Origin of the sequence: Escherichia sp. E4736, from assembly GCF_005781225.1 — a bacterium.
GTDB lineage: Bacteria > Pseudomonadota > Gammaproteobacteria > Enterobacterales > Enterobacteriaceae > Escherichia.
Genome location: NZ_VATT01000010.1, coordinates 102385 through 128977, shown reverse-complemented (window position 1 = coordinate 128977; position 26593 = coordinate 102385). Strand labels below are relative to the sequence as shown.

Below are 26593 nucleotides of genomic sequence, written 5' to 3'. Positions count from 1 at the left end.
GGATGCGGGTTCTGATCGTTAAAACATCGTCGATGGGCGATGTTCTCCATACGCTGCCCGCACTCACCGATGCCCAGCAGGCAATCCCGGGGATTAAGTTTGATTGGGTGGTGGAAGAGGGATTCGCGCAAATTCCGTCCTGGCACGCCGCCGTTGAGCGGGTTATTCCGGTGGCGATACGACGCTGGCGTAAAGCCTGGTTCTCGGCCCCCATAAAAGCGGAACGGAAAGCGTTTCGTGAAGCCCTTCAAGCGGAAAACTATGACGCAATTATCGACGCCCAGGGGCTGGTAAAAAGCGCAGCGCTGGTGACACGTTTAGCACATGGCGTTAAACATGGAATGGACTGGCAAACCGCTCGCGAGCCTTTAGCCAGCCTGTTTTACAATCGCAAACATCATATTGCGAAACAGCAGCATGCTGTAGAACGTACCCGTGAACTGTTTGCAAAAAGCCTTGGGTATAGCAAACCGCAGGCCCAGGGCGATTATGCTATTGCGCAGCATTTCCTGACAAATCCACTACCGGATGCTGGGGAGTATGCTGTATTCCTTCATGCGACCACCCGCGATGATAAACACTGGCCGGAAGAGCACTGGCGAGAATTAATTGGTTTACTGGCAGGTTCAGGGATTCGAATTAAACTACCGTGGGGAGCGCCGCATGAAGAAGAGCGGGCAAAAAGGCTGGCGGAAGGCTTTGATTATGTCGACGTACTGCCGAAGATGACTCTGGAAGGCGTTGCCCGTGTGCTGGCTGGAGCTAAATTTGTTGTGTCAGTCGATACAGGATTAAGCCATTTAACTGCGGCACTCGATAAACCCAATATCACAGTTTATGGGCCGACAGACCCGGGATTAATTGGCGGTTATGGGAAGAATCAGGTAGTTTGCATGGCACCGGGGAAAAGTTTAATTAATCTCAACGGTCAAGCAGTTTTGGAAAAATTATCATCATTATAAAGGTAAAACATGCCAACCTTCATTAAATTTCACTCATGGAAACCTTACACTCTGAAATCATCTGTGATTCTAGAGATAATGACTTATATATTATGTTTTTTTTCATTGATAATTGCATTCATCGATAACACTTTCAGCATAAAGATATATAATATCACTGCTATAGTTTGCTTGTTATCACTAATTTTACGTGGCAGACAAGGAAATTATAATATAAAAAACCTTATCCTTCCACTTTCTATATTTTTTATAGGATTGCTTGATTTAATTTGGTATTCTGTGTTTAAAGTAGACAACTCTCCATTTCGTGCTACTTACCACAGTTATTTAAATACTGCCAAAATATTTATATTTGGATCTTTTATTGTTTTTTTAGCACTAACTAGCCAGCTAAAAACAAAAAAAGAAAGTGTGTTATACATTTTATATTCCCTGTCATTTATAATTGCTGCATATGCAATTTATACTAATAGCATTCATGAATATGACCGCATTTCTTTTGGTATAGGAGCGGCAACAGGAGCAGCATATTCAACAATGCTAATAGGGATAGTTAGTGGTGTTGCAATTCTTTATACTAAAAAAAACCATCCTTTTTTATTTTTATTAAATAGTTGCGCGGTACTTTATGTTCTGGCACTGACACAAACCAGAGCAACTCTACTCCTTTTCCCTGTAATTTGTGCTGTTGCACTAATTACATATTACAATAAATCCCCAAAAAAATTCACTTCCGCTATTGTTCTTCTAATTGCTATATTGGCCAGTGTTGTAATTATATTTAATAAACCAATTCAATATCGCTATAACGAAGCATTAAATGATTTAAACAGTTATACCAATGCTAATAGCGTGACTTCCTTAGGTGCAAGACTGGCAATGTACGAAATTGGTTTTGATTTATTCAAAGAATCGCCTTTTTCATTTAGATCTGCAGAGTCGCGCGCTGAAAGTATGAATTTGTTAGTCGCAGAAAACAATAGACTAAGAGGGGCATTGGATTTTGCTAACGTACACCTACATAATGAGATAATTGAAGCAGCGTCACTGAAAGGTCTGATGGGGATTTTTTCCACCCTTTTCCTCTATTTTTCACTATTTTATACAGTATATAAAAAACGCGCATTGGGTTTGTTGATATTAACGCTCGGCATTGTGGGGATTGGACTCAGTGATGTGATCATATGGGCACGCAGCATTCCAATTATCGTTATATCCGCGATAGTCCTCTTACTCGTTATTAATAATCGCAACAATACTATTAATCAAGAATAGACAAGTTTAAGAAGTGAGTTTTAACTCACTTCTTATCTATACAACTTAATCTCTTTACTGAATCAGTTAAAGTTTCAGTATCGATATCTTTTATCGTAAATGTTGGAGATACTATTTGTATAGATTGATGATTATTCGGGGCCCAAATTAAATGTGAGGGATATTCCGGAGTACGTGAATTAGGATAAAATGCAAGCGTTGGTTTATGATAAGCCGCAGCGATATGAACAAGAGCTGTATCAACAGAAATGACAAAATCGCTATACCGGGTCAACGCAACAGTATAAATAAACTCGTCAAATGGTAGTGTTTCAATTTCAGGTATTGGTATTGTCAATAAATCTTGTGGTAACCCGGTAAATATCACTCGATAATTTTCAAACTGTGCTTTCACTTCTTGATATATAATTTTTATTTGCTCAAAGGTAAGTCGGCATATTTTTTTTGCACCTAATGGGTTAATGATGATTATTCTTGTATTTCCAATAAAATCTTTTATTTTATTTTCAACATCTACAGGTAAATGCAAGTCGTAGTCGGTGGAAAATTCACCCTCACCATAAATATGCTTCAGTATTTCTGTTGCTCGTGTACTCATATGTTCTTTTAAACATTCATCGTGGGGATGGTAAAATGAATAGTAACGCTTATACCATTGATCAAAACCCAGAATGTAAGAATCTTTTAAACTTGATAATATTAAACTATGATTAAATGAGGGCATTGTTTCAAAGGGGTCTAATACAATATCGAACTGTAAATCCCGCAGATGCTTACATAGAGTAAGCATTTTAAGGGAACCCGTCGATTCTTTGATACAGAACTCAAATATATTTTTATTATTAGAGAGAAACTCCCCACCCTTTCTATTTGTGAGAATGGTTATTTTAACTCCTTTACTATAAAGCTCACGATAAATCGAACTTAATACAATTAGATCACCGAGTTTATTATTATCATGAATGATTAGACATGATTTAATTTGTGCTGGCCCTGTAACTTGGTTATTGATTTTCTTACGAAATAAAAAAGAAAGGAAATTAATTTTGATTTTGTTTATATAAAATCTTTTCTTTTTGTGAAAAGTTCCTAAACGCATTTTTATACCATATTATTTTAGTTTCAGGATAACTAATTAGCATAAGAATCAGTTGAAGCTTTATATTGCATTTTTTTTCTTGTCTTATCCTTTGACTCTTCCGTACTGATATCTTGAAGTTTAATAAATGGAATTACATCGTAAGAAATAGCCGTATCATCTGATAAATTATAAATATTAATATCTTTTACATTATCATGCATAAAACGGAAAAATGGCAAGATTTTGAATAAATCCCTACTTAATTCCGAGGGCATGGGATTCTTATTCTCGTCATAGAAACGCGAACAACTACCCGTTAAATCAAGACCGGAACAAATAATCCGTGCATACTTAAGTGAATATGCTATTTGAATTGCAGCAAAGGCAATAGTATGGCATGAGCAATAACCAAGACTAATGTCCTTGCAAAATCCGACCAGACGACCTTTTTTAGACAACGGTACAGAGATCAGCAGTTCTTTGTGAATCTGTCTCAAAATATTAAATTTAATCTTCTTTATAAAACCACCTTTTTCCCGGCGGTAAAAAGACCGTAATACAAGACAGTTCTGGAGGATATAAAGTTTATCTTCTTTGGAAGCGTGTTCATAAACGTCAACGTTTACTATAGTATAACGACTTCTCTGGCTAAATTTATAAAAATCATCACGACGCTGATGTAAAAAGCGGACATCTGTAAGTACATATATGAAAGGAACGATATTATGACTTAACAAATATTGCGCAGAACCATTGACAGCAATAATATCCTTTGTTCGCAATGCTGACAAAGGTGTTTTTTGCGATGTGGGGCCAGAAAGAAAAATAATAACATCATCAGATGTTCTATTTTCAATCAGGTTTTCAACATCTTTTTTGTCAATGTATCTAATATTCTTCATGATAAACCTGTGAAATAAATAACTCCGCTTAAAACTGTCCGGGTGAAGACAGTAATTGTGGGTAATTCTATTTTAGCGCGCTGGTTTCCCTTTCAAACGCCGCATAAAATTGCGCATTTTTTTACGATATACTAAAAGATAATAGCCTAGATCTTTAATCTCATTTTTAATACCGTAATGACGCTCTAAGTCAATACGATCTTTCGCTTTACGCTGCGCTGAAGCACGTTTTCCGGAGAGATCAATAATTCGAACCTCGCCATTTTTTATAATGAAGTTACCACGATGGGGGTCGCCAGAAACCATGCCATATTGATGTAAGGAATTAATTGATTGCTGAATTTTATTTTTTAGCACATCATCAATATCAGGCATATCACACAACTCTATGCCATCAATATACTCGATGATCATGATATAAGTATGGACAAATCGTAAGGTTTTCCGTTCAGCCAATAAATAAAAATCATTGAGTGTATTTAACCCTTCATTTCTTACTTTTTGGGTTTGCTCAAAAAGGCGTTCGTAATAATCACCTTTTAACAGAGACTTAAAGAAACGTTCGTTACGCTTAACTTTCGGAGAAAAAACCTTAAGAATCAATTTACCGTAATCGGTATCAATAAGCATAACTTTTGTATCATCAATAGAACGAAAAACCTTGATGATATTTATATTATAAGACAAGAAATCATTTAATACATTGAGATACTTTGAATTGTTTTCATCGGTAAAAACAACCAAGTCTTTGATCTTGCTCTTCTGAATCATAATAAACCAGTTAAATGTTATTTACGGTAATATTTTCGGCAAAGATAACAGACTCCTGCTATAATTCCTGAGATATATTTATGTTGTACTAAAAGATGTTTATATCTTTTTTTAAATTCAATAATTGATTTTGCATCTCGTGGAGAGTCATCTTTCCATGGTGAATTTTCTAAAGCTATTTTATAGTATTTTACCGATGGATAAATTGCCCATTTGTGCCACGGTTTAGTTGCACCTGTATAATGAATAAGCAGAGTACTTTCTGTAATCAGTTTTTTATAGTTTTGATGTGTTTTGTCTTTTAATTCACTTTTAATTGTATAAATTGTATTGTACTCACGAGGCAAAAATATTGTCATCCCTTTCAGTAAGATATTCATAACATCCTGATCAGGGTATTTATAAACATTATCTTTACTCATAAGAATAGACAACGCTTTTTCTGTTAGTTTTGCGTCAGCCCATTTTTTTAAGTCTAAATAAACGACGCCGGAATTAAAGTATTGCCCAAGTAATTCAGGATCAGACAACCTGGATACCGCCTTTTCCTGCATTGGCTCAACATCTTTAACAACAGCAGCTACCGCTCCGTTTAAATCCAGATGCAATAGTTGGCTAATATCGCCTTTACAAACAACATCTGCATCAAGATAAAGCAAACGATCAAGCGTTAAACCCAATAATTGAAATGCAAATAAACGGAAGTACATTGCTCTTGACCAGACCTGTGTACAAGGCAAGCACTGGAGCTTATCAGTGATAATTCTATATAGCGTGATTCTTAATTGGTATTGCTCTGCAAGCTTTGCGACTTTTTGAAAAAAACCATCATTATAAACATCAGCAATAATATAAAAATCAAGATTAATATTTCGATTGTTTAGCACAATTGATGTGATGGAAACACCTACACCATCAAGATAATTAGCATCGACACCATAGGCAACATTTAAACATTCAGAAGTATTTATATTAACTAGCCGATAATCCCAGGCTTTAACTTTATCTATCTCTATGGCAGGAAATGAGTCCACAATGCTACCCTTATATCATTACTTTATAGTTTCCCAGTTTTAATGCTTTATCTTTTCAATAAAATAAAAAAGATAATTGCTAAATCCTTTTAGATATCTATGCTTTTTAAGCATATGTTTTGCGCTATATCTTAATTGATTGCTATTGTTCGGTTTCAGCAACGCCGTACTCTTCCATGGCGAAGCATTTTTTGCCTCCATAAAGGCTTGTGATACAGGATAATCCCAGGCCCAATCATGCCAGGGCTTGGTTGGACCGATATAGTGGATAAAAATAGTATCGTTGGTTACTGGGTTTGTAAAACTTTCTTTGAGTTGATAGTTTAAGCTAAACTGGGTGTTATATTTTATATCAGCAAAAATAAGTCTGTCTGCCAGCAACATATTTAATACATCCTGATCAGGATGTGTTATTTTTTTGACTATTTCTGGATCATTTAGCATTGCAATGACTCGTGCAGAAACCTGCTGAGCAGCCCATTGGTCAGTATTAATCAATAAAAAACCGGAGTTAAAGTAACCTTTAGCAATTCCCGCAACACCTAACGAATGTGCGCGTTTTTCCCACCAGTCAGTTTGCCCTTCTGTAACAACCATTGCGACTTTATTGTCAGGAAATGAGAAATTAATTAGTGGCTCAATAGTCCCCTGACAAATGATATCTGCATCCAGATAAAGGACTTTAGACGCCTTATTAATAAAGTAATCTGCAATAACAAAGCGAAAATATATTGCATGAGTCCAGTTCTTAGTGCTAGGCAATGAGCGGAGTCGATCAGCATTAATCAGATATATTTTAATTCTGGTTTTATACTGCAGCGCCAGGGCATCAAAATACTTACGATCATCATCACCAAAATAGTCAGTAAAAATATGGAAACACAATCGACTTCCTTCATTACACTTTAATATTGAAGCAATCGAAATTCCGCAACCAAATAGAAAATTTTTGTCAGTCCCATAAGCGATGTCCAGACAAAGATTTTCTGTTTCTACTTTATGATTATAATCAATAACTGAATTAAGAAACTCAGTTTCCTGGAAAAACACCTGCTGCATTATTTCCTCCGGGAAATAGCAGAAATAATTAATTCATGTAATCTATCGTAATACTTCAATTGGTAATACTTATCGATCGACGCAGGAATTTTTTCATGTTCGATATGAATTTCACCTGCTATATATTTATTTAGAAGCGTTACAAAACCAGCAATATCTCCCGGTTGATACAGATGACCATTGACATCAGGTTGAATAATGTCAGCAGGCCCGGAGACACAATCGGCACTGATACAAGGAATTCCCCATGACAAGGCTTCAAGTAGGGTCATTGGGAAACCTTCAAAAGATGACGTGAGCAATAACGCACTCACCTTTTTAATATCTTGCTGGACCAATTCCCAGGGATGTTGTTGCCAACCATACCAGACAATTCGATCATCAATATTTAGTTCTCTACTATAAGCCTGGCATTTTTCGAAATCGGAACCATCACCCAATACATGGAGTTTCCAGTTACCTTGCGCTTGTGATAAGCCATCAAGGAGGTCTTTAACTCGCTTCTGGCCCTCGAATTTCATACGCCCAACATAAATGAACGTTGCCGTTTCGCCTTCCTCAGGCGCAGGAATGACTGTGTCTTTAGCTTCGACTGGATTAAAAATAACATTTATCGTCGATTCTGCTACACCCCGATTAATCATTTGCTGTTTAATGCCAGAGCTGATTGCTAAATGATAGTCGGCACAGGTGATATATTCAGCATGTTTTTTGTGATCTAAAGAAAAATGTGGCCATGAAAATACTGGCACATTAATTCCTGATTTTTTACGTGCTTTGGCGGCAAACAGGCAGGAGATCACATCAATACAAATAACGATATCTGGTTGGTACTCCTGAAGCCATTTACTTAGAGCATAAATATGTTTCGCCCGACGCAAAAAACCTAAACGAATATTGGAAAATGAACATGAGTATTTAATACCTTCCAGCCATCCCTTATCCATTTTGTCATTACGACAAAAGAAAAACATTTCACTTTGGATATGTTGTTGCCTGAAGGTAGTAATAACATCACGAATGACTGTTTCCATGCCGCCAAATCCAGAAACAGCTTCGCCGATAAATGCTATTTTCATTGAAACTCTCATTAATTGAGTAAAGCTCACTATTTTAATGATTTTATTTTTCTATAAAATCAGAAACAATTGTTGACATCATTTTATCAGGGCTGAATTTATATAAACTATCATAATCCATTGGTTTAACAGATGAGTTAATAAAATACTCTAACTTATCCCAATCATCATGACCTATTATAAAAAAGCGAGACTCACTATAGATTTCTGAACCAAGTATATTTATATTATTAGTAATTAATTTTTTATTGAAAAATAGTGCCTCAAGTATACGAAGAGTCCAGCCAGATTGGTTTTCTTTAGTTATATCAACAATTATATTAGCATTTAATGTTCTTCTAATATTCTCTTCATACGGTATTTGTTCTTCAATCAAATACTTTGAAGTCGGAGATGATGTTTTATCTTTGACAACATTAAAATCTAACTTACATCCTAGTGTTGTTAATCTATCGGCTAATTCATTAATTATTTGAAGACGTCCTTTATCACGACCAAGAAAAAAACATATTGGCTGACTGTTATTTTTGTCAGATAAACTATAATTTCTAATTTCATCCATTCCTATAGGAAAAAATTGTTCTATTGCCTTGGTCTTTTCATTCCCTATAAATCTATGCTCAAAATCATAGATAATATCAAAATAATTAGTGTTATCAAAAATAAAATCTTCGCTGACAGTATTTCTTAGAAGCAAAACTTTATGACAGTTAATGTTTTTTAATATTTGTTTATTGATACCTTTATTAATAACACTGTCATTAAATATAATTATGTCATCTTTTCTGATATCATTGAGGTAATGCTTGATGAATAATCGCCCCAGCCATGCATTATCCATCCCTAATTTCAAAATTTTCTTATTAACCCAGTTGTATTTTTTTGGTGTTGTTATATTTTTTATCTTGTACTTTTTTTTCAGGTACTGGATCATTCTTAATTCATAATCTGCAATCCAGTTTATAAAATAAATAGTCATAATGAAGTTAGTTCCAGTACATACTGATAAATATTTTTATAATCCTTTGCGTTGTGTTCGCTCTTTAATATGCTCGGCCTTAACACTTGCCATGTTCAATAAATTCCGTTCAAGAGATAATATCTTACGTAAAGGCATACCAAAATAAACCTTCATAAATCGCCAGATATCTCTCTGCGTCAGCCCTATATTCATTGATGAGAAATACAAACCAATCAGGTCTTTATCGCGCCAACGACGCGGTACTTTTGCACGTATCTGTGCCCGATGCAGATCGATAACCGAAATTTTTAATTCATCTTCCCGGCCAGTAAATGGCAAATGAAGTAAAAAGTGGCAAATGTAGCAGTCACGGTGATTTATCCCTGCGGCGTGCATTTTACGCACCATGGTTGCCACTCGTGTAATCAGCATACGCTTTACACGTATATCAGGCGGGTTGACTGCCCAATCAGCACAATAATCTTCAAGGCTAATCGTGGGAGTGAGATCTTCGGTAATAATAAATGATGTACGGGTTAATGGGTTTAAACCTTTCTCACCAAACCCAATGCCCTTCATTGTATCAACGCCAACATCACTCAGGCGATGAATAGCGTGCCACTCTCTGTCTGCGCCCAAAACGGGCATCCGTAATGAGAGTAGATTTTTTACAATCTCTTTTAATGTCGTCCCCTTGTGCCATTTAAGAAAATAGCTTTTCCCGGACAGCTCAAAGCGTAATGTGCGACGCGTCTCGAGTTCACGAAAGACCTCGCCGTTCAGTTCTTTGACTTCTGCAAAAACATCTTTACCACGCCAAAGTGTGGCAAGCGGCTCTTTTAATTCAACCATCTAAACCACCTGTAATGATATCTGCGGCTTTCTCTGGCAGGCTATACAAATCCTGAGTATCGGCATAATGGCGAGCATTCTCCGCCCAGGCCATTCGTAATGGAGACTGAGTTAACGCTTTACGTAAAACCTCATTTAATTGTTCCTGGGAGAAAGGTTCAGCAATGACCGTTCCACAATTGGCATCTGCAATATAATGCGCATACCCACATACTGCAGTTGTTAAAACAGGTAATCCAGCAGTGATCGCTTCAAGAAGAACGATACCCGCGGCTTCCTGATAAGCGGGATGCAGTAATAAATCAGCGGCTGCCATTAATTCTGACACATCATTGCGACCGGAGAAGAAATGCACATTGCTCCGCACGCCGAGTTTTTCTGCCAACGCTTCAAATTTCCGCGGTTTATCCTGACCAACAACAAATAAAAGCGTATTGTGACGTAATGATTCCGGTAACGATGCCAAAGCTTCAATTGAGCGATCAACACCTTTACGACCAAAATCTGATCCAACCTGCAGTAATAAGTTTTGTTGCTCTTTTATGCCATTTTTCTGGCGATAAATTTCACGACTGTTTGGGATTTGCTCGCTGTATTTTCTGTCCGGATAAATACCGGGAGGAAGAATTTGAAAACGTTCAGATTCAGTTTGATAATGCTTCTGGAAATCGGCGATTTGCTTATCGGTCAGCATCATAAGTTTCGTCGATTTACCCTGCTCGAAAGTCGCTCGCTCAAATGCGGCATAATGGCGATATCGTGATGTTAAACGATATAAAAAACCTTTTTCTTGCGCAGCTTTCTCGGCGTAACAAACATCAGCGGCAAAATAAACATCCAGACCTGGCATCTTATTAAACCCAACAACGCGATCAGCGGGATGCGCTTTGAGATGATTTTGTACCCAGGCATAATATTCTGCATTGCGTCCATGGTTGGTATGGGACTTAACTGGCACCTGAATAAGCTCAAATACTTTTGGGCAATCACCTTCCCATGACTGCGTATAGACTCGAACATGGTGGCCCCGTGCGGCAACTGTTGATGCAATGCGCATAAAGTCACGTTGAAGCCCACCAAATGGAAAATATTTATATAAACAAAACGCCACGATCATAATTGTGTATTCCTGTCAGCTGATGGGGCATCTTCTGGCAACAGCTTTTCCGTAGCGGCGATCACATCTTCCGCTGGAATAACAGAAAGATATTTTTTGTTGCGGTCAAGTTCATGCCGGGTCGGCATTTTCTGATAATTCCCCGCCCAGAATTGAATAATATTCTCGGTCCATGGGCGCCAGAATACATGATCAGTGGCCCCAAAGAGGCTAATAACTGGCGTCTTCACCGCCGCCGCAATATGCCCCGGCGCAGAATCCACACCAATAAAAAGCACTGCATGATCAATTAACGCGCCTAGTTCAGGAAAACGTGTTTTACCTGCAAGGCCAGTAATGGGTTTTGTTTCGCAACCTCGTGCAATCTCATCTACACAAGCGAGATCATCTGCCGAAGGCCCACAGGTCAGGACAACCTGATACCCTCGCTGTTGCAGCGCATCGATAACCTTAGAAAATTTATCGTTATCCCAGCACTTAAATATCTGACGCGCTGTCGGCTGGATGACAACATAATGATCTTTTACGCCCAGGGCATCTAATTCCTGGCGCATCTTCTTCCAGCAATCTTCGGCGTAACTCATTGTTGTGTCAGTGTAGAAATCGGTAATACCTAATGGCTCAAGGACCGATAAATTACGCTCAACAATATGTGTGCCGTGTATTGGCGCTAAGTGTGTGAAGCTTTTTTTCCAAATGCCATGCTGCCGATGACCATAAAGTTGCGATATTTTCATCCGTGCGGGTAAAAAACGTACCAGCAGCGCCACCATCCACTGATCCGTAAGATTAATGACCAGGTCATAATTATTCGCACGCAGAGTTTTTATCAACGAAAGCACATTTTTAATTTTATCGAATGTTCCCGCACCTTTATTGCTTATCCCGTAGAGCGCATTAATTTCCGGGTTTTCAGACAAAATAGGGATGGTATCCTGATAAAGCAGCATATCGATTTTTGCATCAGGATAATTCTGCTTGAGCGTACTGATGACAGGAGTAGTTAATAACATATCTCCATGATATCGCATCTTTATGACCAGAATTTTTCGAAATGGCTTTTCCACTAGCGACTCTTTTGTGTGATTGTCTGATTAAGTTAAGCAGAAAAAAAGCACGCTACCGCCCCAGGCTCAACAGCTACCTGAATACTGATAACGCACTTACTTGACGTGCTAGTGTATCATTTCTTTCGCAGCAATCCGACCCGAATGATTTTTATACACGAAATATGTTTTAATCATAAAAATCAAATAGATAAAAAAGCATATCAATAATGTCGGTATGGCCTATGTAGAGTTGAAAATGGGGCCGAGTTTCAATGAATCGCATAAAAATACAAAAAAAATGAAGATGTAGCGGCAGATCAGACCAAACTGAAGCTATTTAAGTCAAAAACGGGAAAAGTAATGGTAAAGCCACCGTTAAATACATAGAATCCCCAGCACATCCATAAGTCAGCTATTTATTATGCTCGAATTGCTTTACACCGCCCTTCTCTACCTTATTCAGCCGCTAATCTGGATACGGCTCTGGGTGCGCGGACGTAAGGCTCCGGCCTATCGAAAACGCTGGGGTGAACGTTACGGTTTTTACCGCCATCCGCTAACACCAGGCGGCATTATGCTGCACTCCGTCTCCGTCGGTGAAACCCTGGCGGCAATCCCGTTGGTGCGCGCGCTGCGTCATCGCTATCCTGATTTACCAATCACAGTCACGACTATGACGCCGACTGGTTCGGAGCGCGTACAATCGGCTTTTGGAAAAGATGTTCAGCACGTCTATCTGCCTTACGATCTGCCCGATGCGCTCAACCGTTTCCTGAATAAAGTCGACCCAAAACTGGTGTTGATTATGGAAACCGAACTATGGCCTAACCTGATTGCGGCGCTACATAAACGTAAAATTCCACTGGTTATCGCTAATGCGCGACTCTCTGCACGCTCTGCCGCAGGTTACGCCAAACTGGGTAAATTTGTTCGTCGCTTGCTCCGCCGTATTACGCTGATTGCTGCGCAAAATGAAGAAGATGCTGCGCGCTTTGTGACGCTGGGTGCAAAAAATAATCAGGTCACCGTCACCGGTAGCCTGAAATTCGATATTTCAGTGACGCCACAGTTGGCCGCTAAAGCAGTAACACTGCGCCGCCAGTGGGCGCCGCATCGTCCAGTATGGATTGCCACCAGTACTCATGATGGCGAAGAGAGCGTAGTGATTGCCGCCCATCAGGCGCTGTTACAACAGTTCCCGAATTTATTGCTCATCCTGGTACCCCGTCATCCGGAACGCTTCCCGGATGCGATTAACCTTGTCCGCCAGGCTGGACTAAGCTATATCACACGCTCCTCAGGGGAAGTCCCCTCCACCAGCACGCAGGTTGTGGTTGGCGATACGATGGGCGAACTGATGTTGCTGTACGGTATTGCCGATCTCGCGTTTGTTGGCGGTTCACTGGTTGAACGCGGTGGGCATAATCCGCTGGAGGCCGCCGCACACGCTATCCCGGTGTTGATGGGGCCGCATACCTTTAACTTTAAAGACATTTGCGCGCGGCTGGAGCAGGCAAGCGGGCTGATTACCGTCACCGATGCCACGTCGCTGGCGAAAGAGGTTTCCTCTTTACTCACCGACGCCGATTACCGTAGTTTCTATGGCCGTCATGCCGTTGAAGTGCTGTATCAAAACCAGGGCGCGCTACAGCGTCTGCTTCAACTGCTGGAACCTTACCTGCCACCGAAAACGCATTGAGGTTGTTATGCAAAAACGGGCGATTTATCCGGGTACTTTCGATCCCATTACCAATGGTCATATCGATATCGTGACGCGCGCCACGCAGATGTTCGATCACGTTATTCTGGCGATTGCCGCCAGCCCCAGTAAAAAACCGATGTTTACTCTGGAAGAGCGTGTGGCGCTGGCACAACAGGCAACTGCGCATCTGGGAAACGTTGAAGTGGTCGGATTTAGCGATTTGATGGCAAACTTCGCCCGCAATCAACACGCTACGGTGCTGATTCGTGGCCTGCGTGCGGTGGCAGATTTTGAATATGAAATGCAGCTGGCGCATATGAATCGCCACTTAATGCCAGAACTGGAAAGTGTGTTTCTGATGCCGTCGAAAGAGTGGTCGTTTATATCTTCATCGTTGGTGAAAGAGGTGGCGCGCCATCAGGGCGATGTCACCCATTTCCTGCCGGAGAATGTCCATCAGGCGCTGATGGCGAAGTTAGCGTAGCGTTTATGCCGGATGGTATGCCATCCGGCAAGCATCAATTATTTCTGGCAGTGCTTGCAATAAAACGTTGCCCGCTGCGCATGTTTAGACGCCACAATCGGCGTACCGCACACCCGACACGGCTCACCTTTTCGCCCGTAAACCTGCAATTCCTGCGCGAAATAGCCCGGTTTACCATCACTTTGCAGAAAATCTTTCAGCGTTGTACCACCCTGCTCAATCGAGCGCAGCAACACCGCTTTAATCACCCGAGCTAACAATTCACACTCTGCCAGCGACAGTGATGACGCCAGCCGATCCGGATGGATCCCCGCCGCAAACAGAGATTCGCTGGCATAGATATTCCCTACGCCTACCACCAGTTTGTTATCCATCAGCCAGGGCTTAATCGCCGTCTTTTTCTTCGCGCACTTCTGATGCAGGTACTCACCGTTGAAATCGTCGCTAAGCGGCTCCGGTCCAAGATGGACCAGCACGTTGTGCCCTTCCAGCTCTTTGGTCCACAGCCAGGCACCAAAGCGGCGCGGATCGGTGTAGCGCAGCACTTTACCGTTGCTCATCACCAAATCAACATGGTCATGCTTTTCAGGGGGAAGGGCTTCCGTAAGTATGCGCAAACTGCCAGACATGCCCAGATGAATGATAATCCAGCCCTCAGGCAGCTCCAGCAGCAGATATTTAGCACGCCGCTGCACACTTAGCACTGGTTGGTCGCTTAAACGGTAGATCTCTTCCGAAACCGGCCAGCGCAAGCGTCCGTTGCGCACCACCGCATGAAGAATGGTTGCACCAACGAGATGCGGTTCTATGCCGCGACGGCTGGTTTCAACTTCGGGTAATTCAGGCATAGCATCTCCAGGAATGAACAGATGCAGTCAATATGGGGGCAGGCAGATAACAAAAAACCCCGCCGTAGCGAGGTTTTTCGTTACATCAAAGCGAAAATTATTTGATTTTCGCTTCTTTGTAGATCACGTGCTGGCGAACAACTGGATCGAATTTTTTCAGTTCCAGTTTTTCCGGCTTAGTACGTTTGTTCTTCGTAGTGGTATAGAAGTGACCAGTACCAGCAGAAGAAACCAGCTTGATTTTCTCACGAATACCTTTAGCCATGATTTATTTCCTCTAAGTACTTAGTACTTTTCGCCACGGGCACGCAGTTCAGCCAGAACTGTATCGATGCCTTTTTTATCGATTACACGCATACCTTTAGCAGATACGCGCAGGGTGACAAAACGCTTCTCGCTCTCAACCCAGAAACGGTGAGAGTGCAGGTTCGGCAGGAAACGGCGTTTAGTCGCGTTCAGTGCGTGGGAACGGTTGTTACCGGTCACCGGACGCTTGCCAGTAACTTGGCAGACTCGGGACATGTCTATTCTCCAAAAATCAAATTAGCTCGAGCTTCGTATGGGGTATTGGCGCCTCGTCAGGCTTTACAGCCCGGTCATCGCAGTTCTATGTGAACTCTCGATTGCCAGGCCCAAATGCCAAACCCGAGATTCTCAAAGGTGGCGTAGTATACGCTGACTCGGCGATGTGCTCAAGTCCCGAACAGACAAAGATCCCGAAGGATCGCGCATAGCGGATTAAATCCAGCCGCGTTCGGCAAAAGAAACATATTCTCCACGCCCAATCACGATATGGTCGAGCACGCGTAAATCCATGAACTGACAACTTTTTATTATCCGTTCGGTAATGAGTTTATCCGCTTTACTGGGTTCAGCACAACCAGAAGGGTGATTATGGGCAAGGATCAGCGCCGAGGCGTTTATTTTTATCGCTTCACGAATAATTTCTCGTGGATGGACTTCCACATGATTTAACGTGCCGGAAAAGAGTCGGCTGTGAGTAAGGACCCGGTGTTGGGAATCGAGAAAGATCACCATAAAGATCTCTCGCTCCTCTCCCGTAAGTTGGCTTTGTAAAAACTCCCTCGTCATCTCCGGGCTGAGCAACGGGCTTTCTTCGCGCATCCGCACGTTGTAGTAACGCCGCGCCAGTTCCGCAACTCCCTTTAACTGGGCGAATTTCGCCACACCAATTCCATGAACGCCACTAAATTGTTCATATTCAGAGGATAACAAGCCGTAAAGCGACCCAAAATTCTCCAGCATCTCTTTCGCCAGGGTTAACACATCCTTACCGCGCGTACCCGTACGCAGAAATAACGCCAGCAGTTCAACATCCGTTAACGCGCCAATGCCCAACTTCAGCATTTTTTCGCGTGGCATCAACAATTCTACATTGCTTTTCACCTTCACCTCCTTTGTGGAAGGCGCATGCTGTCATAGTCGTTTGGTTAAATCGACGGCCAGTTTTCAATCCTGGAAAGCGCCTCGCAAAGTGATTCTCAGGTGAAAGCACGACAACAAAAGTATTGTGATAAAATCGCCAACTTCTGGTGTCCCCCTACAGGAAAAATCATCATGAGCCTGGCCGGTAAAAAAATCGTTCTCGGCGTCAGCGGCGGTATTGCTGCCTATAAAACCCCTGAGCTGGTGCGTCGTTTGCGCGATCGCGGAGCAGACGTCCGCGTAGCCATGACCGAAGCGGCAAAAGCCTTTATCACCCCACTTAGCTTGCAGGCGGTTTCTGGGTATCCCGTTTCCGATAGTCTGCTGGATCCAGCAGCCGAGGCGGCTATGGGTCATATTGAGCTGGGTAAATGGGCTGATTTAGTAATTCTCGCCCCAGCCACCGCTGATTTGATTGCCCGCGTAGCTGCCGGGATGGCGAATGATCTGGTGTCAACGATTTGCCTGGCCACGCCTGCGCCTGTTGCCGTACTGCCAGCCATGAACCAGCAGATGTATCGTGCTGCGGCTACCCAACATAATTTAGAGGTACTTGCCTCACGTGGTTTACTGATCTGGGGGCCAGATAGCGGCAGTCAGGCCTGTGGTGATATCGGCCCTGGGCGAATGCTCGATCCATTAACCATTGTGGATATGGCTGTCGCACATTTTTCGCCCGTCAACGACCTGAAACATCTGAATATTATGATTACCGCCGGCCCGACGCGTGAACCGCTCGATCCCGTGCGTTATATCTCTAATCACAGCTCCGGCAAGATGGGCTTTGCTATCGCCGCAGCCGCTGCCCGTCGCGGAGCGAACGTTACACTGGTTTCCGGACCGGTTTCGCTACCGACACCGCCGTTTGTTAAACGTGTGGATGTGATGACCGCACTGGAGATGGAAGCCGCTGTGAAGGCCTCTGTACAGCAGCAAAATATTTTTATCGGTTGTGCCGCCGTGGCTGATTATCGCGCAGCCGCTGTCGCCAGTGAAAAAATCAAAAAGCAGGCGACTCAGGGGGATGAATTAACAATAAAAATGGTCAAAAACCCTGATATCGTCGCTGGAGTTGCCGCACTAAAAGACCAAAGGCCTTATGTTGTTGGATTTGCGGCCGAAACAAATAATGTGGAAGAATACGCCCGGCAAAAACGTATTCGTAAAAACCTTGATCTGATCTGCGCGAACGATGTTTCCCGGCCAACTCAAGGATTTAACAGCGACAGCAATGCATTACACCTTTTCTGGCAAGACGGAGATAAAGTCTTACCGCTTGAGCGCAAAGAGCTCCTTGGCCAATTATTACTCGACGAGATCGTGACCCGTTATGATGAAAAAAATCGACGTTAAGATTCTGGACCCGCGCGTTGGGAAGGAATTTCCGCTCCCGACTTATGCCACTTCTGGTTCTGCCGGACTTGACCTGCGCGCCTGTCTCGACGACGCCGTAGAACTGGCGCCGGGCGACACCACCCTGGTACCTACCGGGTTGGCGATTCATATTGCCGACCCTTCACTGGCGGCGATGATGCTGCCGCGCTCCGGATTGGGACATAAGCACGGTATCGTGCTCGGCAACCTGGTAGGATTGATCGATTCTGACTATCAGGGCCAGTTGATGATTTCCGTGTGGAACCGTGGCCAGGACAGCTTCACCATTCAACCAGGCGAACGTATCGCGCAGATGATTTTTGTTCCGGTGGTACAGGCCGAATTTAATCTGGTGGAAGATTTTGACGCCACCGACCGCGGTGAAGGCGGCTTTGGTCACTCTGGTCGTCAGTAACACATACGCATCCGAATAACGTCATAACATTGCCGCAAACATTTCGTTTGCGGTCATAGCGTGGGTGCCGCCTGGCAAGTGCTTATTTTCAGGGGTATTTTGTAACATGGCAGAAAAACAAACTGCGAAAAGGAACCGTCGCGAAGAAATACTTCAGTCTCTGGCGCTGATGCTGGAATCCAGCGATGGAAGCCAACGTATCACGACAGCGAAACTGGCCGCCTCCGTCGGCGTTTCCGAAGCGGCTCTGTATCGCCACTTCCCCAGTAAAACCCGCATGTTCGATAGCCTGATTGAGTTTATCGAAGATAGCCTGATTACTCGCATCAATCTGATTCTGAAAGATGAGAAGGACACCACAACGCGCCTACGTCTGATTGTGTTGTTGCTCCTCGGTTTTGGTGAGCGTAATCCTGGCCTGACCCGCATCCTTACAGGGCATGCGCTGATGTTTGAACAAGACCGCCTGCAAGGGCGCATCAACCAACTGTTCGAGCGTATTGAAGCGCAGTTGCGTCAGGTATTGCGTGAAAAGAGAATGCGTGAGGGTGAAGGTTACACCACCGATGAAACGCTGCTGGCAAGCCAGTTGCTGGCATTTTGTGAAGGTATGCTGTCACGCTTTGTCCGCAGCGAGTTTAAATACCGCCCGACGGATGATTTTGACGCCCGCTGGCCACTGATTGCTGCGCAGTTGCAGTAATTCTCCCCTAAACGTTCAGGCAGAAACGTCTGCCTGACGCTTTTCTTACCATGCCACCAACATTCGCTTTACACTTTCCCTCGCCTGTTTAAAGGCCTCATCCTCAGGGTTGATTTGCAATAACCAGTTTATTCTTCCCTGCAAAGCATACAGATACGCCGTTGCCTGTGCGTGGAGATCGCAAGAAGGATCAAGTTCACCACGATGACTAAGATGCGAAATAACGCCATATTTTTGGCACAAATGCACCTCCTGACGCAGCGCCCGGCGCGCTTCACGGGCAAGCTGTGGTTTGTGATTAACAACAATCCCGGTTACCTGCTGGCGCTTACAGGCCGCGACCAGGCAGCTTTTGCGTTGATTGAGGCTCAGGCCCAGCAGCTCCGCTAACAATCCGCACACTTTATTTTTAACCTGGCGGGCATTGAAGTGACCTGAAAAGGTCATGTCATCGCAGTAGCGGGTATAGATAATTCCTCGTGTCTGGCACCATGCCCCAATGCACTCATCAAAACGGCGCATCACAAGGTTGGAAATGGCAGGCGAAGTTGGCGCCCCCTGCGGTAACGCGTCGTTATAGCAACAAAGCCAGGTCAGTATGGTTACCACATTGCGTGGCAACTGGGCCTGGCTAAACACACGCCAGACCTGTAACCAGCTAATGCTATCGAAAAAGTTTTCGATATCGAGTTTCAGGATCTGCGACTGTTGGCAGTGAGGCTGCGCGTTGCTGACGATTGGGCAACCTGGCCGGTAGGCGGTAGCAAAAGGGGAAAGCGGAAATCGTGAAAGTACGTTCTTAAGAATGTTGCGCTGTACGGTTTTGAGCAAGTAATCAGGGGCTAGCACCATCCGCTGACCACCGTGGCGCTTAGAAAGAATAATGCGTCGGTAATGGCGTCCGACATGATTACTGAGCGCATACAGCCGCTGTATTTCTTTATCGGCACTCCAGCCCGGCGAGCCGAACAAATCGAGCGCCAGAAGGGTTATCCGGGTAGCATCCATTCCACTCTCCACATCACGGCGGCCAAAAGAGGCGCCAACAGCGGCAATACCATCAAACCATCCCGAAGGCGCGTAACTGTACTGAGCGCGTCAGCGCGACGTACGCGAGGCGTACTTAAGTACAATGAAGCGGCTTTGGGTATATGGACATACTACTGGCGTTAAGTCGGCGACTCGCCGACCCTCCCGGACAAAAGGCCGGAAACGCTATTGCCACTGCTGGCGAAAGCAGATTAACACGATATCTTAAAGCGCATCACGCTGCGCACAGCAAAAACCTGCGCAGCGCATATTTTTAAACGCCAAACTCTTCGCGATAGGCCTTAACCGCCGCCAGATGTTCCGCCATTTCTGGCTTCTCTTCCAGGTAGGCAATCAAGTCTTTCAGGGTGATGATAGAGATCACCTTGCAGTTGTAATCACGCTCAACTTCCTGAATCGCCGAAATCTCGCCGCGACCCCGTTCCTGACGATCGAGCGAAATCAGCACGCCAGCAAGCGTCGCGCCATTGGCCTGAATAATTTCCATCGACTCGCGAATCGCCGTCCCGGCGGTGATCACATCATCCACCAGCATCACACGCCCTTGTAACGCGCTACCAACCAGATTGCCGCCTTCACCGTGATCTTTTGCTTCTTTGCGGTTAAAGCAGTACGGCAGGTCCAGGTCATGATGCTCCGCCAGCGCCACGGCGGTTGTGGTGGCAATCGGGATCCCTTTGTAAGCAGGGCCAAACAGCAGATCGAACTCAATGCCGGAATCCACCAATGCTTCAGCGTAAAAACGGCCTAACAGTGCCAGGTCGCGCCCGGTATTAAACAGCCCGGCGTTGAAGAAATAGGGGCTTTTGCGCCCGGATTTCAGCGTAAACTCGCCAAACTTTAACACCTGCTTGCTAAGCGCAAATTCAATAAACTGGCGCTGATATGGTTTCATGCCTTCGCTCCTCATCTTACTTTTCTACAGACAAAAAAAAGGCGACTCATCAGTCGCCTTAAAAATCAGTTTTCCAGCGCCGCCTTCTGCGTCGCTACAATGGATTCGATTCCCCCTCGAGCCAAGGCCAACAAGGTGAGTAGCTCTTCGTGGGTGAACGGTTCACCTTCTGCCGTTCCCTGCACTTCAATGATGCGCCCGTCTTCGGTCATCACCACGTTCATGTCCGTTTCAGCCGCTGAGTCTTCAACGTATTCCAGATCGCAAATCGCTTCGCCGTTAACAATACCGACAGAAACCGCGGCTACCATCCCTTTCATTGGATTGGTTTTCAGCTTGCCATTTTCAACCAGTTTATTCAGGGCATCGGCTAGTGCAACACAAGCACCGGTGATAGAAGCAGTGCGGGTGCCGCCATCGGCCTGAAGTACGTCGCAATCCAGCGTAATAGTAAACTCACCGAGGGCTTTCAAATCTACTGCGGCGCGCAATGCACGAGCGATCAGACGCTGGATTTCCATCGTGCGGCCGCCCTGCTTACCTTTCGCCGCTTCACGGGCATTACGGGTATGAGTAGAACGCGGCAGCATACCGTATTCTGCGGTGATCCAGCCCTGGCCCTGACCTTTCAGGAAGCGCGGCACGCCTTCTTCAATAGAGGCGGTACACAACACTTTGGTATCGCCAAATTCGACCAGCACCGAGCCTTCTGCATGTTTTGTATAGTTACGAGTCAGGGTAACGGGACGCACCTGATTATTGCTACGGCCTGCTGGACGCATATTGAAATCTCCGGCTTGAAACAAATGTGGCTGCGCATTATACGGACTTCCGGCGGTTATTCCTATCCTGACAAGGCATCGATGGCTATAATCCTTCCACCTCTCCTTTTATAAACAGGAACGTCTATGATCCGCAGTATGACCGCCTACGCCCGGCGTGAAATCAAGGGTGAATGGGGGAGCGCAACCTGGGAAATGCGCTCGGTAAACCAGCGTTATCTGGAAACTTACTTTCGTCTGCCGGAGCAGTTCCGTAGCCTTGAACCTGTCGTTCGCGAGCGTATTCGTTCTCGCCTGACGCGCGGTAAAGTGGAATGTACCCTGCGCTATGAGCCAGATGTCAGCGCGCAAGGTGAGCTGATCCTCAACGAAAAACTGGCTAAACAGCTGGTAACTGCTGCGAACTGGGTAAAAATGCAGAGCGACGAAGGGGAAATCAACCCGGTTGATATTCTGCGCTGGCCAGGCGTGATGGCAGCTCAGGAGCAGGATCTCGACGCCATTGCTGCTGAAATTCTTGCGGCGTTGGATGGCACCCTGGACGACTTTATCATCGTGCGTGAAACCGAAGGTCAGGCGCTGAAAGCATTGATCGAGCAGCGTCTGGAAGGCGTCACCGCCGAAGTGGTCAAAGTCCGCGCCCATATGCCGGAAATCCTGCAATGGCAGCGTGAGCGTCTGGTAGCGAAGCTGGAAGACGCCCAGGTGCAACTGGAAAACAACCGTCTGGAGCAGGAGTTGGTTCTGCTGGCACAACGAATTGACGTTGCCGAAGAGCTGGACCGCCTCGAAGCGCATGTTAAAGAGACGTACAACATTCTGAAGAAAAAAGAAGCGGTTGGCCGTCGTCTGGACTTTATGATGCAGGAGTTCAACCGCGAGTCGAACACTCTTGCGTCGAAATCTATCAATGCCGAAGTGACAAACTCCGCCATCGAGCTGAAAGTGTTGATCGAGCAAATGCGCGAGCAGATTCAGAACATCGAGTAAGCGACATATCTCCGTAGGCCGTTGTTAATTACAGCGGCGCTACGCATATAGTTTCGTCCTCATATTTATTTACTCCATACTTTTTCTAATGCATTTTACTTATCACAAAATCAGAAAAATGCATTCCTGCTACAGAAAATAGCAATTTCACATAACTACAAATTATCAATCCATTCTCTCCTTAAAAAATCTCAATCGTGACAATGCACACAAGTCGCTACCCTGCCAGGCAGATTTTTAGGGGGAAAACCATGCTGTTACACATTTTGTATTTGGTTGGCATTACTGCCGAAGCCATGACAGGGGCGCTGGCGGCCGGACGGCGGCGCATGGATACATTTGGCGTAATTATCATTGCGACCGCCACCGCAATTGGCGGAGGGTCAGTGCGCGATATTCTGCTGGGCCACTATCCGCTTGGCTGGGTCAAACACCCGGAGTATGTGATTATCGTCGCCACCGCCGCCGTGTTCACCACTATCGTTGCTCCCGTGATGCCTTACCTGCGTAAAGTCTTTCTAGTGCTCGATGCACTCGGACTGGTGGTTTTTTCTATCATTGGCGCACAGGTTGCACTGGATATGGGGCACGGCCCAATTATTGCCGTTGTCGCGGCAGTAACCACCGGCGTGTTTGGCGGCGTTTTACGCGATATGTTCTGTAAACGCATCCCACTAGTCTTTCAGAAAGAGCTGTACGCCGGGGTTTCCTTTGCTTCCGCCGTGCTGTATATCGCGCTGCAACACTATGTTTCCAACCATGATGTGGTGATTATTTCCACCCTGGTATTCGGCTTTTTCGCTCGCTTGCTGGCGCTGCGTCTTAAACTGGGATTACCGGTTTTTTATTACAGCCACGAAGGTCACTAAGGCACAAAACCTGTGATCTGCTGGGCAGCCAGCCAGTTGCCCAGCATCTTGATTTGCGCATTATCCTTCCATTCCATAACCTGACTTGCACGACGCAGCCCTGTCCCCGGTAGTTGCTGCCAATACTGTTCGCTTCTCTGCAAAAGTTGCGCCCAGGAGCTGAAGTCGTTGGCATTAAGCGCCGTTTGGGTTAACGGTATTCCCATTGCCATCACCCAGCGAGTAAAAGGCTGCTGACGTGCCAGGTTAAACTGATGCCATAACTGCTCACCTTTACTCTTCGCGATCCCCGGCGTGTGCTGCAATTGCTCTGGCGTTAATGAAAGCCAGGAAAAAATATGCTCAAAGCGATGCGTCTGATGTAGCGAGCGCCAACCAGATACACCGATGCCCTCCAGCCCCAAAACCTGTTTTGATCCCAGCCAAACTAATCGCGATATGAATTGTTCCTGACAAACATCAGAAGCAAAGTAGCAGGTCAACGCGTTAAAACGGTTTTCTGGCGGCGTCGGTTTTGTGCGTTCAGCACCGCGCCAGACCACTTCATCAATGCGTGGAATACCCTGACCGGCAAGACTCACAAGGATTTGATCGCCAGGTGCAATGTCCCACTCCTGCCAACGTCTGACGGAACCAATGTTCACCCGCTGGACTTTTTTATCATCCAGCATGACAGGCGCGAGTGACGCCACCACCGAGATTTTTCCGCTCTTACCGACAGCAAACTGTATCGCGTTTACTTCAGTAACCTGGGCCACAGGCTGATATTTCCACGCTATCAGCCAGTCCGCCTGGCCCGGTAGCCAATGACGGGATTCGGCTTCCTTAGCCGCTCGCACCACCACGCCATCGGTGACGAAGGGCAATTTCGCTTTCCACCAATCATTACGTGCTCGCTCAACCTCGTCTGCGCTTTTCACCGCAAGGGTATACTTCTGCGTCAAAGTAAAGCCCGCAGTAGCAAGCTGCTGTAATCGCTCGGCCATCAACTGTGGTCCATCCGGCCACGCCCAGATAAACACGCCCAGTGAATGCAGCGTGTCGCTATTGTCCTGGCGCATCAAAATGCCAGCGACCTTTGAACGGGCATTCATTCCTCCCATTTGTTGTTGGATATGCCCCTCACGCTGGAGAAATATCTCACCCTGCAGGGTGCTGTTGGCCAAAGCTCCGCTAACAGATTGCGGTACAGAAGGAATCAAGCGTATTTTCTGCGTCCAGTCCTCACCTTTAAGCCCATTGCCACGACTGATCGCTTTAATCAGTTTTCCATCACGGTAGACCAGTGTTACCGCAACGCCATCAACTTTTGGCTGTACCCAAAGATCGCTGTGCTCATGCATCCACAGACGTAGCGCATTTTTATCCGCTAACTTACGTACCCCCGTATGCGCAACCGGATGGATAACCGTGCCACTCAACGGCGGCGGCATAGCGTCACCCGTTGTCTCTTCGCCAAAACAGCGTTGCCACTGTGCAAGGCGGGCGCTTAACTGATCGTAAACCCCATCTTCCACGTCACTTTTCCCTTTTTTCCAGTAATCATCGTCCCACTGTTTTACTTGCTGTTGTAGGCGGGAGATTTCTTCATGCGCTCTGGCTGGCGACCAGGCCGGACAGACCGCCTTCGCTGATGATTGCCAGCATAAAATACTCATTAACACTGCAATCCATACTTTCATCGTCACCTCCGCTGTAGTCAGGCGGGCAGATATACAACGAGATGAATGCAAAGCCGAGTGGCAAAAACGGAGTCTACGAGGACGCTTCCAGAGAATCGTTCTTGTTGCAGTAAATGACCGGGAATTGCGGAAACAGGTACGCAAAACGCAACAACTTTGCGCAAAAAGTGTGAGCAAGGGCTACGTCACATGGCCGCGCCGTGTATAATAAGCTCGTATGTAGGCTTTATTTCGCTAATCACATACGAAAGATACTCATGGCTCAAGGCACGCTTTATATTGTTTCAGCCCCCAGTGGCGCGGGTAAATCCAGCCTGATTCAGGCTTTATTAAAAACCCAACCGTTGTACGACACTCAGGTTTCTGTTTCACACACCACGCGCGCACCGCGTCCGGGTGAAGTCCATGGTGAACACTACTTCTTTGTTAATCATGATGAATTTAAAGAGATGATTAGCAGAGATGCATTCCTTGAGCACGCGGAAGTGTTCGGTAATTACTATGGCACTTCACGCGAGGCCATTGAGCAAGTACTGGCGAGCGGCGTGGATGTTTTTCTGGATATTGACTGGCAGGGCGCACAGCAAATTCGCCAGAAAATGCCGCATGCGCGGAGTATCTTTATTCTACCGCCGTCAAAAATTGAGTTAGACCGTCGTTTACGGGGTCGAGGTCAGGACAGCGAAGAGGTCATTGCAAAGCGTATGGCGCAAGCAGTTGCAGAAATGAGCCATTACGCCGAATATGATTATTTAATAGTGAATGATGATTTCGACACCGCTCTGGGTGATCTAAAGACTATCATTCGCGCCGAACGCTTGCGCATGAGCCGCCAAAAGCAGCGTCATGACGCTTTAATCAGCAAATTGTTGGCAGACTGAACCTTCTTTCAGTATCATGCCCAGTCATTTCTTCACCTGTGGAGCTTTTTAAGTATGGCACGCGTAACTGTTCAGGACGCTGTAGAGAAAATTGGTAACCGTTTTGACCTGGTACTGGTCGCCGCGCGTCGCGCTCGTCAGATGCAGGTAGGCGGAAAGGATCCGCTGGTACCGGAAGAAAACGATAAAACCACAGTAATCGCGTTGCGCGAAATCGAAGAAGGTCTGATCAACAACCAGATCCTCGACGTGCGCGAACGCCAGGAACAGCAAGAGCAGGAAGCCGCTGAATTACAAGCCGTTACCGCTATTGCTGAAGGTCGTCGTTAA

General features: G+C 45.1%; 29 protein-coding genes. 11 read left to right on the top strand and 18 right to left on the bottom strand.

The features are described 5' to 3' along the window. Positions 1-2 precede the first annotated feature (2 nt). Both rfaC and FEK46_RS07370 read left to right on the top strand, forming a co-directional pair. A complete protein-coding gene (gene rfaC, locus FEK46_RS07375) occupies positions 3-962 on the top strand; it encodes a lipopolysaccharide heptosyltransferase RfaC (RefSeq protein ID WP_130258365.1) in 960 nt (319 codons plus the stop codon). Between the two features lie 9 nt (positions 963-971). Continuing rightward, a complete protein-coding gene (locus FEK46_RS07370) occupies positions 972-2237 on the top strand; it encodes an O-antigen ligase (RefSeq protein WP_135560306.1) in 1266 nt (421 codons plus the stop codon). A 25-nt stretch (positions 2238-2262) separates the two neighbouring features. On the opposite strand, the gene FEK46_RS07365 is transcribed toward FEK46_RS07370, so the two are convergent. The 10 genes from FEK46_RS07365 to rfaQ form a co-directional block, all read right to left on the bottom strand. Next, positions 2263-3336, bottom strand: coding sequence for a glycosyltransferase family 9 protein (locus tag FEK46_RS07365; protein WP_135560307.1), 1074 nt, complete (start codon positions 3334-3336; stop codon positions 2263-2265). Between the two features lie 32 nt (positions 3337-3368). Further along, positions 3369-4220, bottom strand: coding sequence for a 3-deoxy-D-manno-oct-2-ulosonate III transferase WaaZ (gene waaZ, locus FEK46_RS07360; protein WP_135560308.1), 852 nt, complete (start codon positions 4218-4220; stop codon positions 3369-3371). A 72-nt stretch (positions 4221-4292) separates the two neighbouring features. After that, the gene (gene rfaY, locus FEK46_RS07355; protein WP_135560309.1) at positions 4293-4991 is read right to left on the bottom strand and encodes a lipopolysaccharide core heptose(II) kinase RfaY; all 699 of its coding nucleotides are present in this window, start codon (positions 4989-4991) and stop codon (positions 4293-4295) included. A gap of 17 nt (positions 4992-5008) precedes the next feature. Further along, entirely contained in the window at positions 5009-6025 is a 1017-nt protein-coding gene (gene rfaJ, locus FEK46_RS07350) for a lipopolysaccharide 1,2-glucosyltransferase RfaJ (RefSeq protein ID WP_135560310.1), read from the bottom strand. Between the two features lie 39 nt (positions 6026-6064). Continuing rightward, positions 6065-7084 (bottom strand): lipopolysaccharide 3-alpha-galactosyltransferase, encoded by a 1020-nt coding sequence (waaO, locus tag FEK46_RS07345; RefSeq protein ID WP_135560311.1) that lies wholly within the window; start codon positions 7082-7084, stop codon positions 6065-6067. Continuing rightward, positions 7084-8163, bottom strand: coding sequence for a lipopolysaccharide 1,6-galactosyltransferase (gene waaB, locus FEK46_RS07340; protein WP_135560312.1), 1080 nt, complete (start codon positions 8161-8163; stop codon positions 7084-7086). Before waaB ends, waaO begins: the two co-directional genes overlap by 1 nt. A gap of 43 nt (positions 8164-8206) precedes the next feature. Next, entirely contained in the window at positions 8207-9142 is a 936-nt protein-coding gene (rfaS, locus tag FEK46_RS07335) for an LPS core biosynthesis protein RfaS (protein ID WP_135560313.1), read from the bottom strand. A 36-nt stretch (positions 9143-9178) separates the two neighbouring features. Beyond that, positions 9179-9976, bottom strand: a complete 798-nt coding sequence (rfaP, locus tag FEK46_RS07330; protein ID WP_130206717.1) for a lipopolysaccharide core heptose(I) kinase RfaP — start codon at positions 9974-9976, stop codon at positions 9179-9181. After that, positions 9969-11093, bottom strand: coding sequence for a lipopolysaccharide glucosyltransferase I (gene rfaG / locus FEK46_RS07325; protein ID WP_135560314.1), 1125 nt, complete (start codon positions 11091-11093; stop codon positions 9969-9971). The genes rfaP and rfaG overlap by 8 nt, the downstream gene beginning before the upstream one ends. Further along, entirely contained in the window at positions 11090-12160 is a 1071-nt protein-coding gene (gene rfaQ / locus FEK46_RS07320) for a lipopolysaccharide core heptosyltransferase RfaQ (protein ID WP_130206721.1), read from the bottom strand. The genes rfaG and rfaQ overlap by 4 nt, the downstream gene beginning before the upstream one ends. Positions 12161-12563: 403 nt before the next feature. Here rfaQ and waaA point away from each other — a divergent pair, with 403 nt between their 5' ends. Continuing rightward, positions 12564-13841: a lipid IV(A) 3-deoxy-D-manno-octulosonic acid transferase gene (waaA, locus tag FEK46_RS07315; RefSeq protein WP_130206723.1), complete on the top strand. Its 1278-nt coding sequence runs from the start codon at positions 12564-12566 to the stop codon at positions 13839-13841. 7 nt (positions 13842-13848) lie between these two features. After that, a complete protein-coding gene (coaD, locus tag FEK46_RS07310) occupies positions 13849-14328 on the top strand; it encodes a pantetheine-phosphate adenylyltransferase (protein ID WP_001171866.1) in 480 nt (159 codons plus the stop codon). 38 nt (positions 14329-14366) lie between these two features. Here the strand turns inward: coaD and mutM are convergent, their stop codons facing one another. The 4 genes from mutM to radC form a co-directional block, all read right to left on the bottom strand. After that, positions 14367-15176: a bifunctional DNA-formamidopyrimidine glycosylase/DNA-(apurinic or apyrimidinic site) lyase gene (gene mutM, locus FEK46_RS07305; RefSeq protein WP_135560315.1), complete on the bottom strand. Its 810-nt coding sequence runs from the start codon at positions 15174-15176 to the stop codon at positions 14367-14369. A 97-nt stretch (positions 15177-15273) separates the two neighbouring features. Continuing rightward, a complete protein-coding gene (gene rpmG, locus FEK46_RS07300; protein WP_001051798.1) occupies positions 15274-15441 on the bottom strand; it encodes a 50S ribosomal protein L33 in 168 nt (55 codons plus the stop codon). A gap of 20 nt (positions 15442-15461) precedes the next feature. Next, positions 15462-15698: a 50S ribosomal protein L28 gene (rpmB, locus tag FEK46_RS07295; RefSeq protein ID WP_000091955.1), complete on the bottom strand. Its 237-nt coding sequence runs from the start codon at positions 15696-15698 to the stop codon at positions 15462-15464. A gap of 216 nt (positions 15699-15914) precedes the next feature. Beyond that, positions 15915-16583 (bottom strand): DNA repair protein RadC, encoded by a 669-nt coding sequence (gene radC / locus FEK46_RS07290; protein WP_130215158.1) that lies wholly within the window; start codon positions 16581-16583, stop codon positions 15915-15917. Positions 16584-16754: 171 nt separating this feature from the next. On the opposite strand from radC, the gene coaBC reads away from it, so the two are divergent. The 3 genes from coaBC to slmA all read left to right on the top strand — a co-directional run bounded on the left by coaBC (position 16755) and on the right by slmA (position 19114). Next, positions 16755-17975: a bifunctional phosphopantothenoylcysteine decarboxylase/phosphopantothenate--cysteine ligase CoaBC gene (coaBC, locus tag FEK46_RS07285; protein ID WP_130215156.1), complete on the top strand. Its 1221-nt coding sequence runs from the start codon at positions 16755-16757 to the stop codon at positions 17973-17975. Continuing rightward, a complete protein-coding gene (dut, locus tag FEK46_RS07280) occupies positions 17953-18411 on the top strand; it encodes a dUTP diphosphatase (protein ID WP_000976070.1) in 459 nt (152 codons plus the stop codon). Before coaBC ends, dut begins: the two co-directional genes overlap by 23 nt. 106 nt (positions 18412-18517) lie before the next feature. Next, positions 18518-19114, top strand: coding sequence for a nucleoid occlusion factor SlmA (gene slmA, locus FEK46_RS07275; protein ID WP_130206731.1), 597 nt, complete (start codon positions 18518-18520; stop codon positions 19112-19114). Between the two features lie 45 nt (positions 19115-19159). Here the strand turns inward: slmA and FEK46_RS07270 are convergent, their stop codons facing one another. The 3 genes from FEK46_RS07270 to rph form a co-directional block, all read right to left on the bottom strand. Next, positions 19160-20122, bottom strand: a complete 963-nt coding sequence (locus FEK46_RS07270) for a reverse transcriptase family protein (RefSeq protein WP_135560316.1) — start codon at positions 20120-20122, stop codon at positions 19160-19162. 295 nt (positions 20123-20417) lie between these two features. Beyond that, positions 20418-21059, bottom strand: coding sequence for an orotate phosphoribosyltransferase (gene pyrE / locus FEK46_RS07265; protein WP_000806177.1), 642 nt, complete (start codon positions 21057-21059; stop codon positions 20418-20420). Between the two features lie 65 nt (positions 21060-21124). Continuing rightward, positions 21125-21841 carry a ribonuclease PH gene (rph, locus tag FEK46_RS07260; protein ID WP_130206735.1) on the bottom strand — a complete coding sequence of 239 codons (717 nt, stop codon included), beginning with the start codon at positions 21839-21841 and terminating at the stop codon, positions 21125-21127. A 126-nt stretch (positions 21842-21967) separates the two neighbouring features. Here rph and FEK46_RS07255 point away from each other — a divergent pair, with 126 nt between their 5' ends. Beyond that, positions 21968-22831: a YicC/YloC family endoribonuclease gene (locus tag FEK46_RS07255; RefSeq protein WP_135560317.1), complete on the top strand. Its 864-nt coding sequence runs from the start codon at positions 21968-21970 to the stop codon at positions 22829-22831. Between the two features lie 251 nt (positions 22832-23082). Further along, complete coding sequence (locus FEK46_RS07250; protein ID WP_064526048.1) at positions 23083-23700, top strand: trimeric intracellular cation channel family protein; 618 nt, start codon at positions 23083-23085, stop codon at positions 23698-23700. On the opposite strand, the gene ligB is transcribed toward FEK46_RS07250, so the two are convergent. Continuing rightward, positions 23697-25382 carry an NAD-dependent DNA ligase LigB gene (gene ligB / locus FEK46_RS07245; protein ID WP_135560318.1) on the bottom strand — a complete coding sequence of 562 codons (1686 nt, stop codon included), beginning with the start codon at positions 25380-25382 and terminating at the stop codon, positions 23697-23699. The two genes, FEK46_RS07250 and ligB, sit on opposite strands and share 4 nt — an antisense overlap. A 257-nt stretch (positions 25383-25639) precedes the next feature. Between ligB and gmk the strand changes: the two genes are divergently transcribed. Then, positions 25640-26263 (top strand): guanylate kinase, encoded by a 624-nt coding sequence (gmk, locus tag FEK46_RS07240; RefSeq protein ID WP_010344504.1) that lies wholly within the window; start codon positions 25640-25642, stop codon positions 26261-26263. Positions 26264-26317: 54 nt separating this feature from the next. Next, entirely contained in the window at positions 26318-26593 is a 276-nt protein-coding gene (gene rpoZ, locus FEK46_RS07235) for a DNA-directed RNA polymerase subunit omega (RefSeq protein ID WP_000135058.1), read from the top strand.

Coding starts and splice junctions, on each gene's coding strand:
- waaZ (WP_135560308.1), bottom strand. CDS start 4,220: ATGAAGAATATTAGATACATTGACAAAAAAGATGTTGAAAACCTGATT.
- FEK46_RS07365 (WP_135560307.1), bottom strand. CDS start 3,336: ATGCGTTTAGGAACTTTTCACAAAAAGAAAAGATTTTATATAAACAAA.
- rpoZ (WP_000135058.1), top strand. CDS start 26,318: ATGGCACGCGTAACTGTTCAGGACGCTGTAGAGAAAATTGGTAACCGT.
- waaB (WP_135560312.1), bottom strand. CDS start 8,163: ATGAAAATAGCATTTATCGGCGAAGCTGTTTCTGGATTTGGCGGCATG.
- FEK46_RS07250 (WP_064526048.1), top strand. CDS start 23,083: ATGCTGTTACACATTTTGTATTTGGTTGGCATTACTGCCGAAGCCATG.
- rfaP (WP_130206717.1), bottom strand. CDS start 9,976: ATGGTTGAATTAAAAGAGCCGCTTGCCACACTTTGGCGTGGTAAAGAT.
- rfaG (WP_135560314.1), bottom strand. CDS start 11,093: ATGATCGTGGCGTTTTGTTTATATAAATATTTTCCATTTGGTGGGCTT.
- mutM (WP_135560315.1), bottom strand. CDS start 15,176: ATGCCTGAATTACCCGAAGTTGAAACCAGCCGTCGCGGCATAGAACCG.
- ligB (WP_135560318.1), bottom strand. CDS start 25,382: ATGAAAGTATGGATTGCAGTGTTAATGAGTATTTTATGCTGGCAATCA.
- dut (WP_000976070.1), top strand. CDS start 17,953: ATGATGAAAAAAATCGACGTTAAGATTCTGGACCCGCGCGTTGGGAAG.
- rfaS (WP_135560313.1), bottom strand. CDS start 9,142: ATGACTATTTATTTTATAAACTGGATTGCAGATTATGAATTAAGAATG.
- rfaY (WP_135560309.1), bottom strand. CDS start 4,991: ATGATTCAGAAGAGCAAGATCAAAGACTTGGTTGTTTTTACCGATGAA.
- rfaC (WP_130258365.1), top strand. CDS start 3: ATGCGGGTTCTGATCGTTAAAACATCGTCGATGGGCGATGTTCTCCAT.
- waaO (WP_135560311.1), bottom strand. CDS start 7,084: ATGCAGCAGGTGTTTTTCCAGGAAACTGAGTTTCTTAATTCAGTTATT.
- FEK46_RS07270 (WP_135560316.1), bottom strand. CDS start 20,122: ATGGATGCTACCCGGATAACCCTTCTGGCGCTCGATTTGTTCGGCTCG.
- pyrE (WP_000806177.1), bottom strand. CDS start 21,059: ATGAAACCATATCAGCGCCAGTTTATTGAATTTGCGCTTAGCAAGCAG.
- FEK46_RS07370 (WP_135560306.1), top strand. CDS start 972: ATGCCAACCTTCATTAAATTTCACTCATGGAAACCTTACACTCTGAAA.
- rpmB (WP_000091955.1), bottom strand. CDS start 15,698: ATGTCCCGAGTCTGCCAAGTTACTGGCAAGCGTCCGGTGACCGGTAAC.
- waaA (WP_130206723.1), top strand. CDS start 12,564: ATGCTCGAATTGCTTTACACCGCCCTTCTCTACCTTATTCAGCCGCTA.
- slmA (WP_130206731.1), top strand. CDS start 18,518: ATGGCAGAAAAACAAACTGCGAAAAGGAACCGTCGCGAAGAAATACTT.
- FEK46_RS07255 (WP_135560317.1), top strand. CDS start 21,968: ATGATCCGCAGTATGACCGCCTACGCCCGGCGTGAAATCAAGGGTGAA.
- rph (WP_130206735.1), bottom strand. CDS start 21,841: ATGCGTCCAGCAGGCCGTAGCAATAATCAGGTGCGTCCCGTTACCCTG.
- coaBC (WP_130215156.1), top strand. CDS start 16,755: ATGAGCCTGGCCGGTAAAAAAATCGTTCTCGGCGTCAGCGGCGGTATT.
- coaD (WP_001171866.1), top strand. CDS start 13,849: ATGCAAAAACGGGCGATTTATCCGGGTACTTTCGATCCCATTACCAAT.
- gmk (WP_010344504.1), top strand. CDS start 25,640: ATGGCTCAAGGCACGCTTTATATTGTTTCAGCCCCCAGTGGCGCGGGT.
- rpmG (WP_001051798.1), bottom strand. CDS start 15,441: ATGGCTAAAGGTATTCGTGAGAAAATCAAGCTGGTTTCTTCTGCTGGT.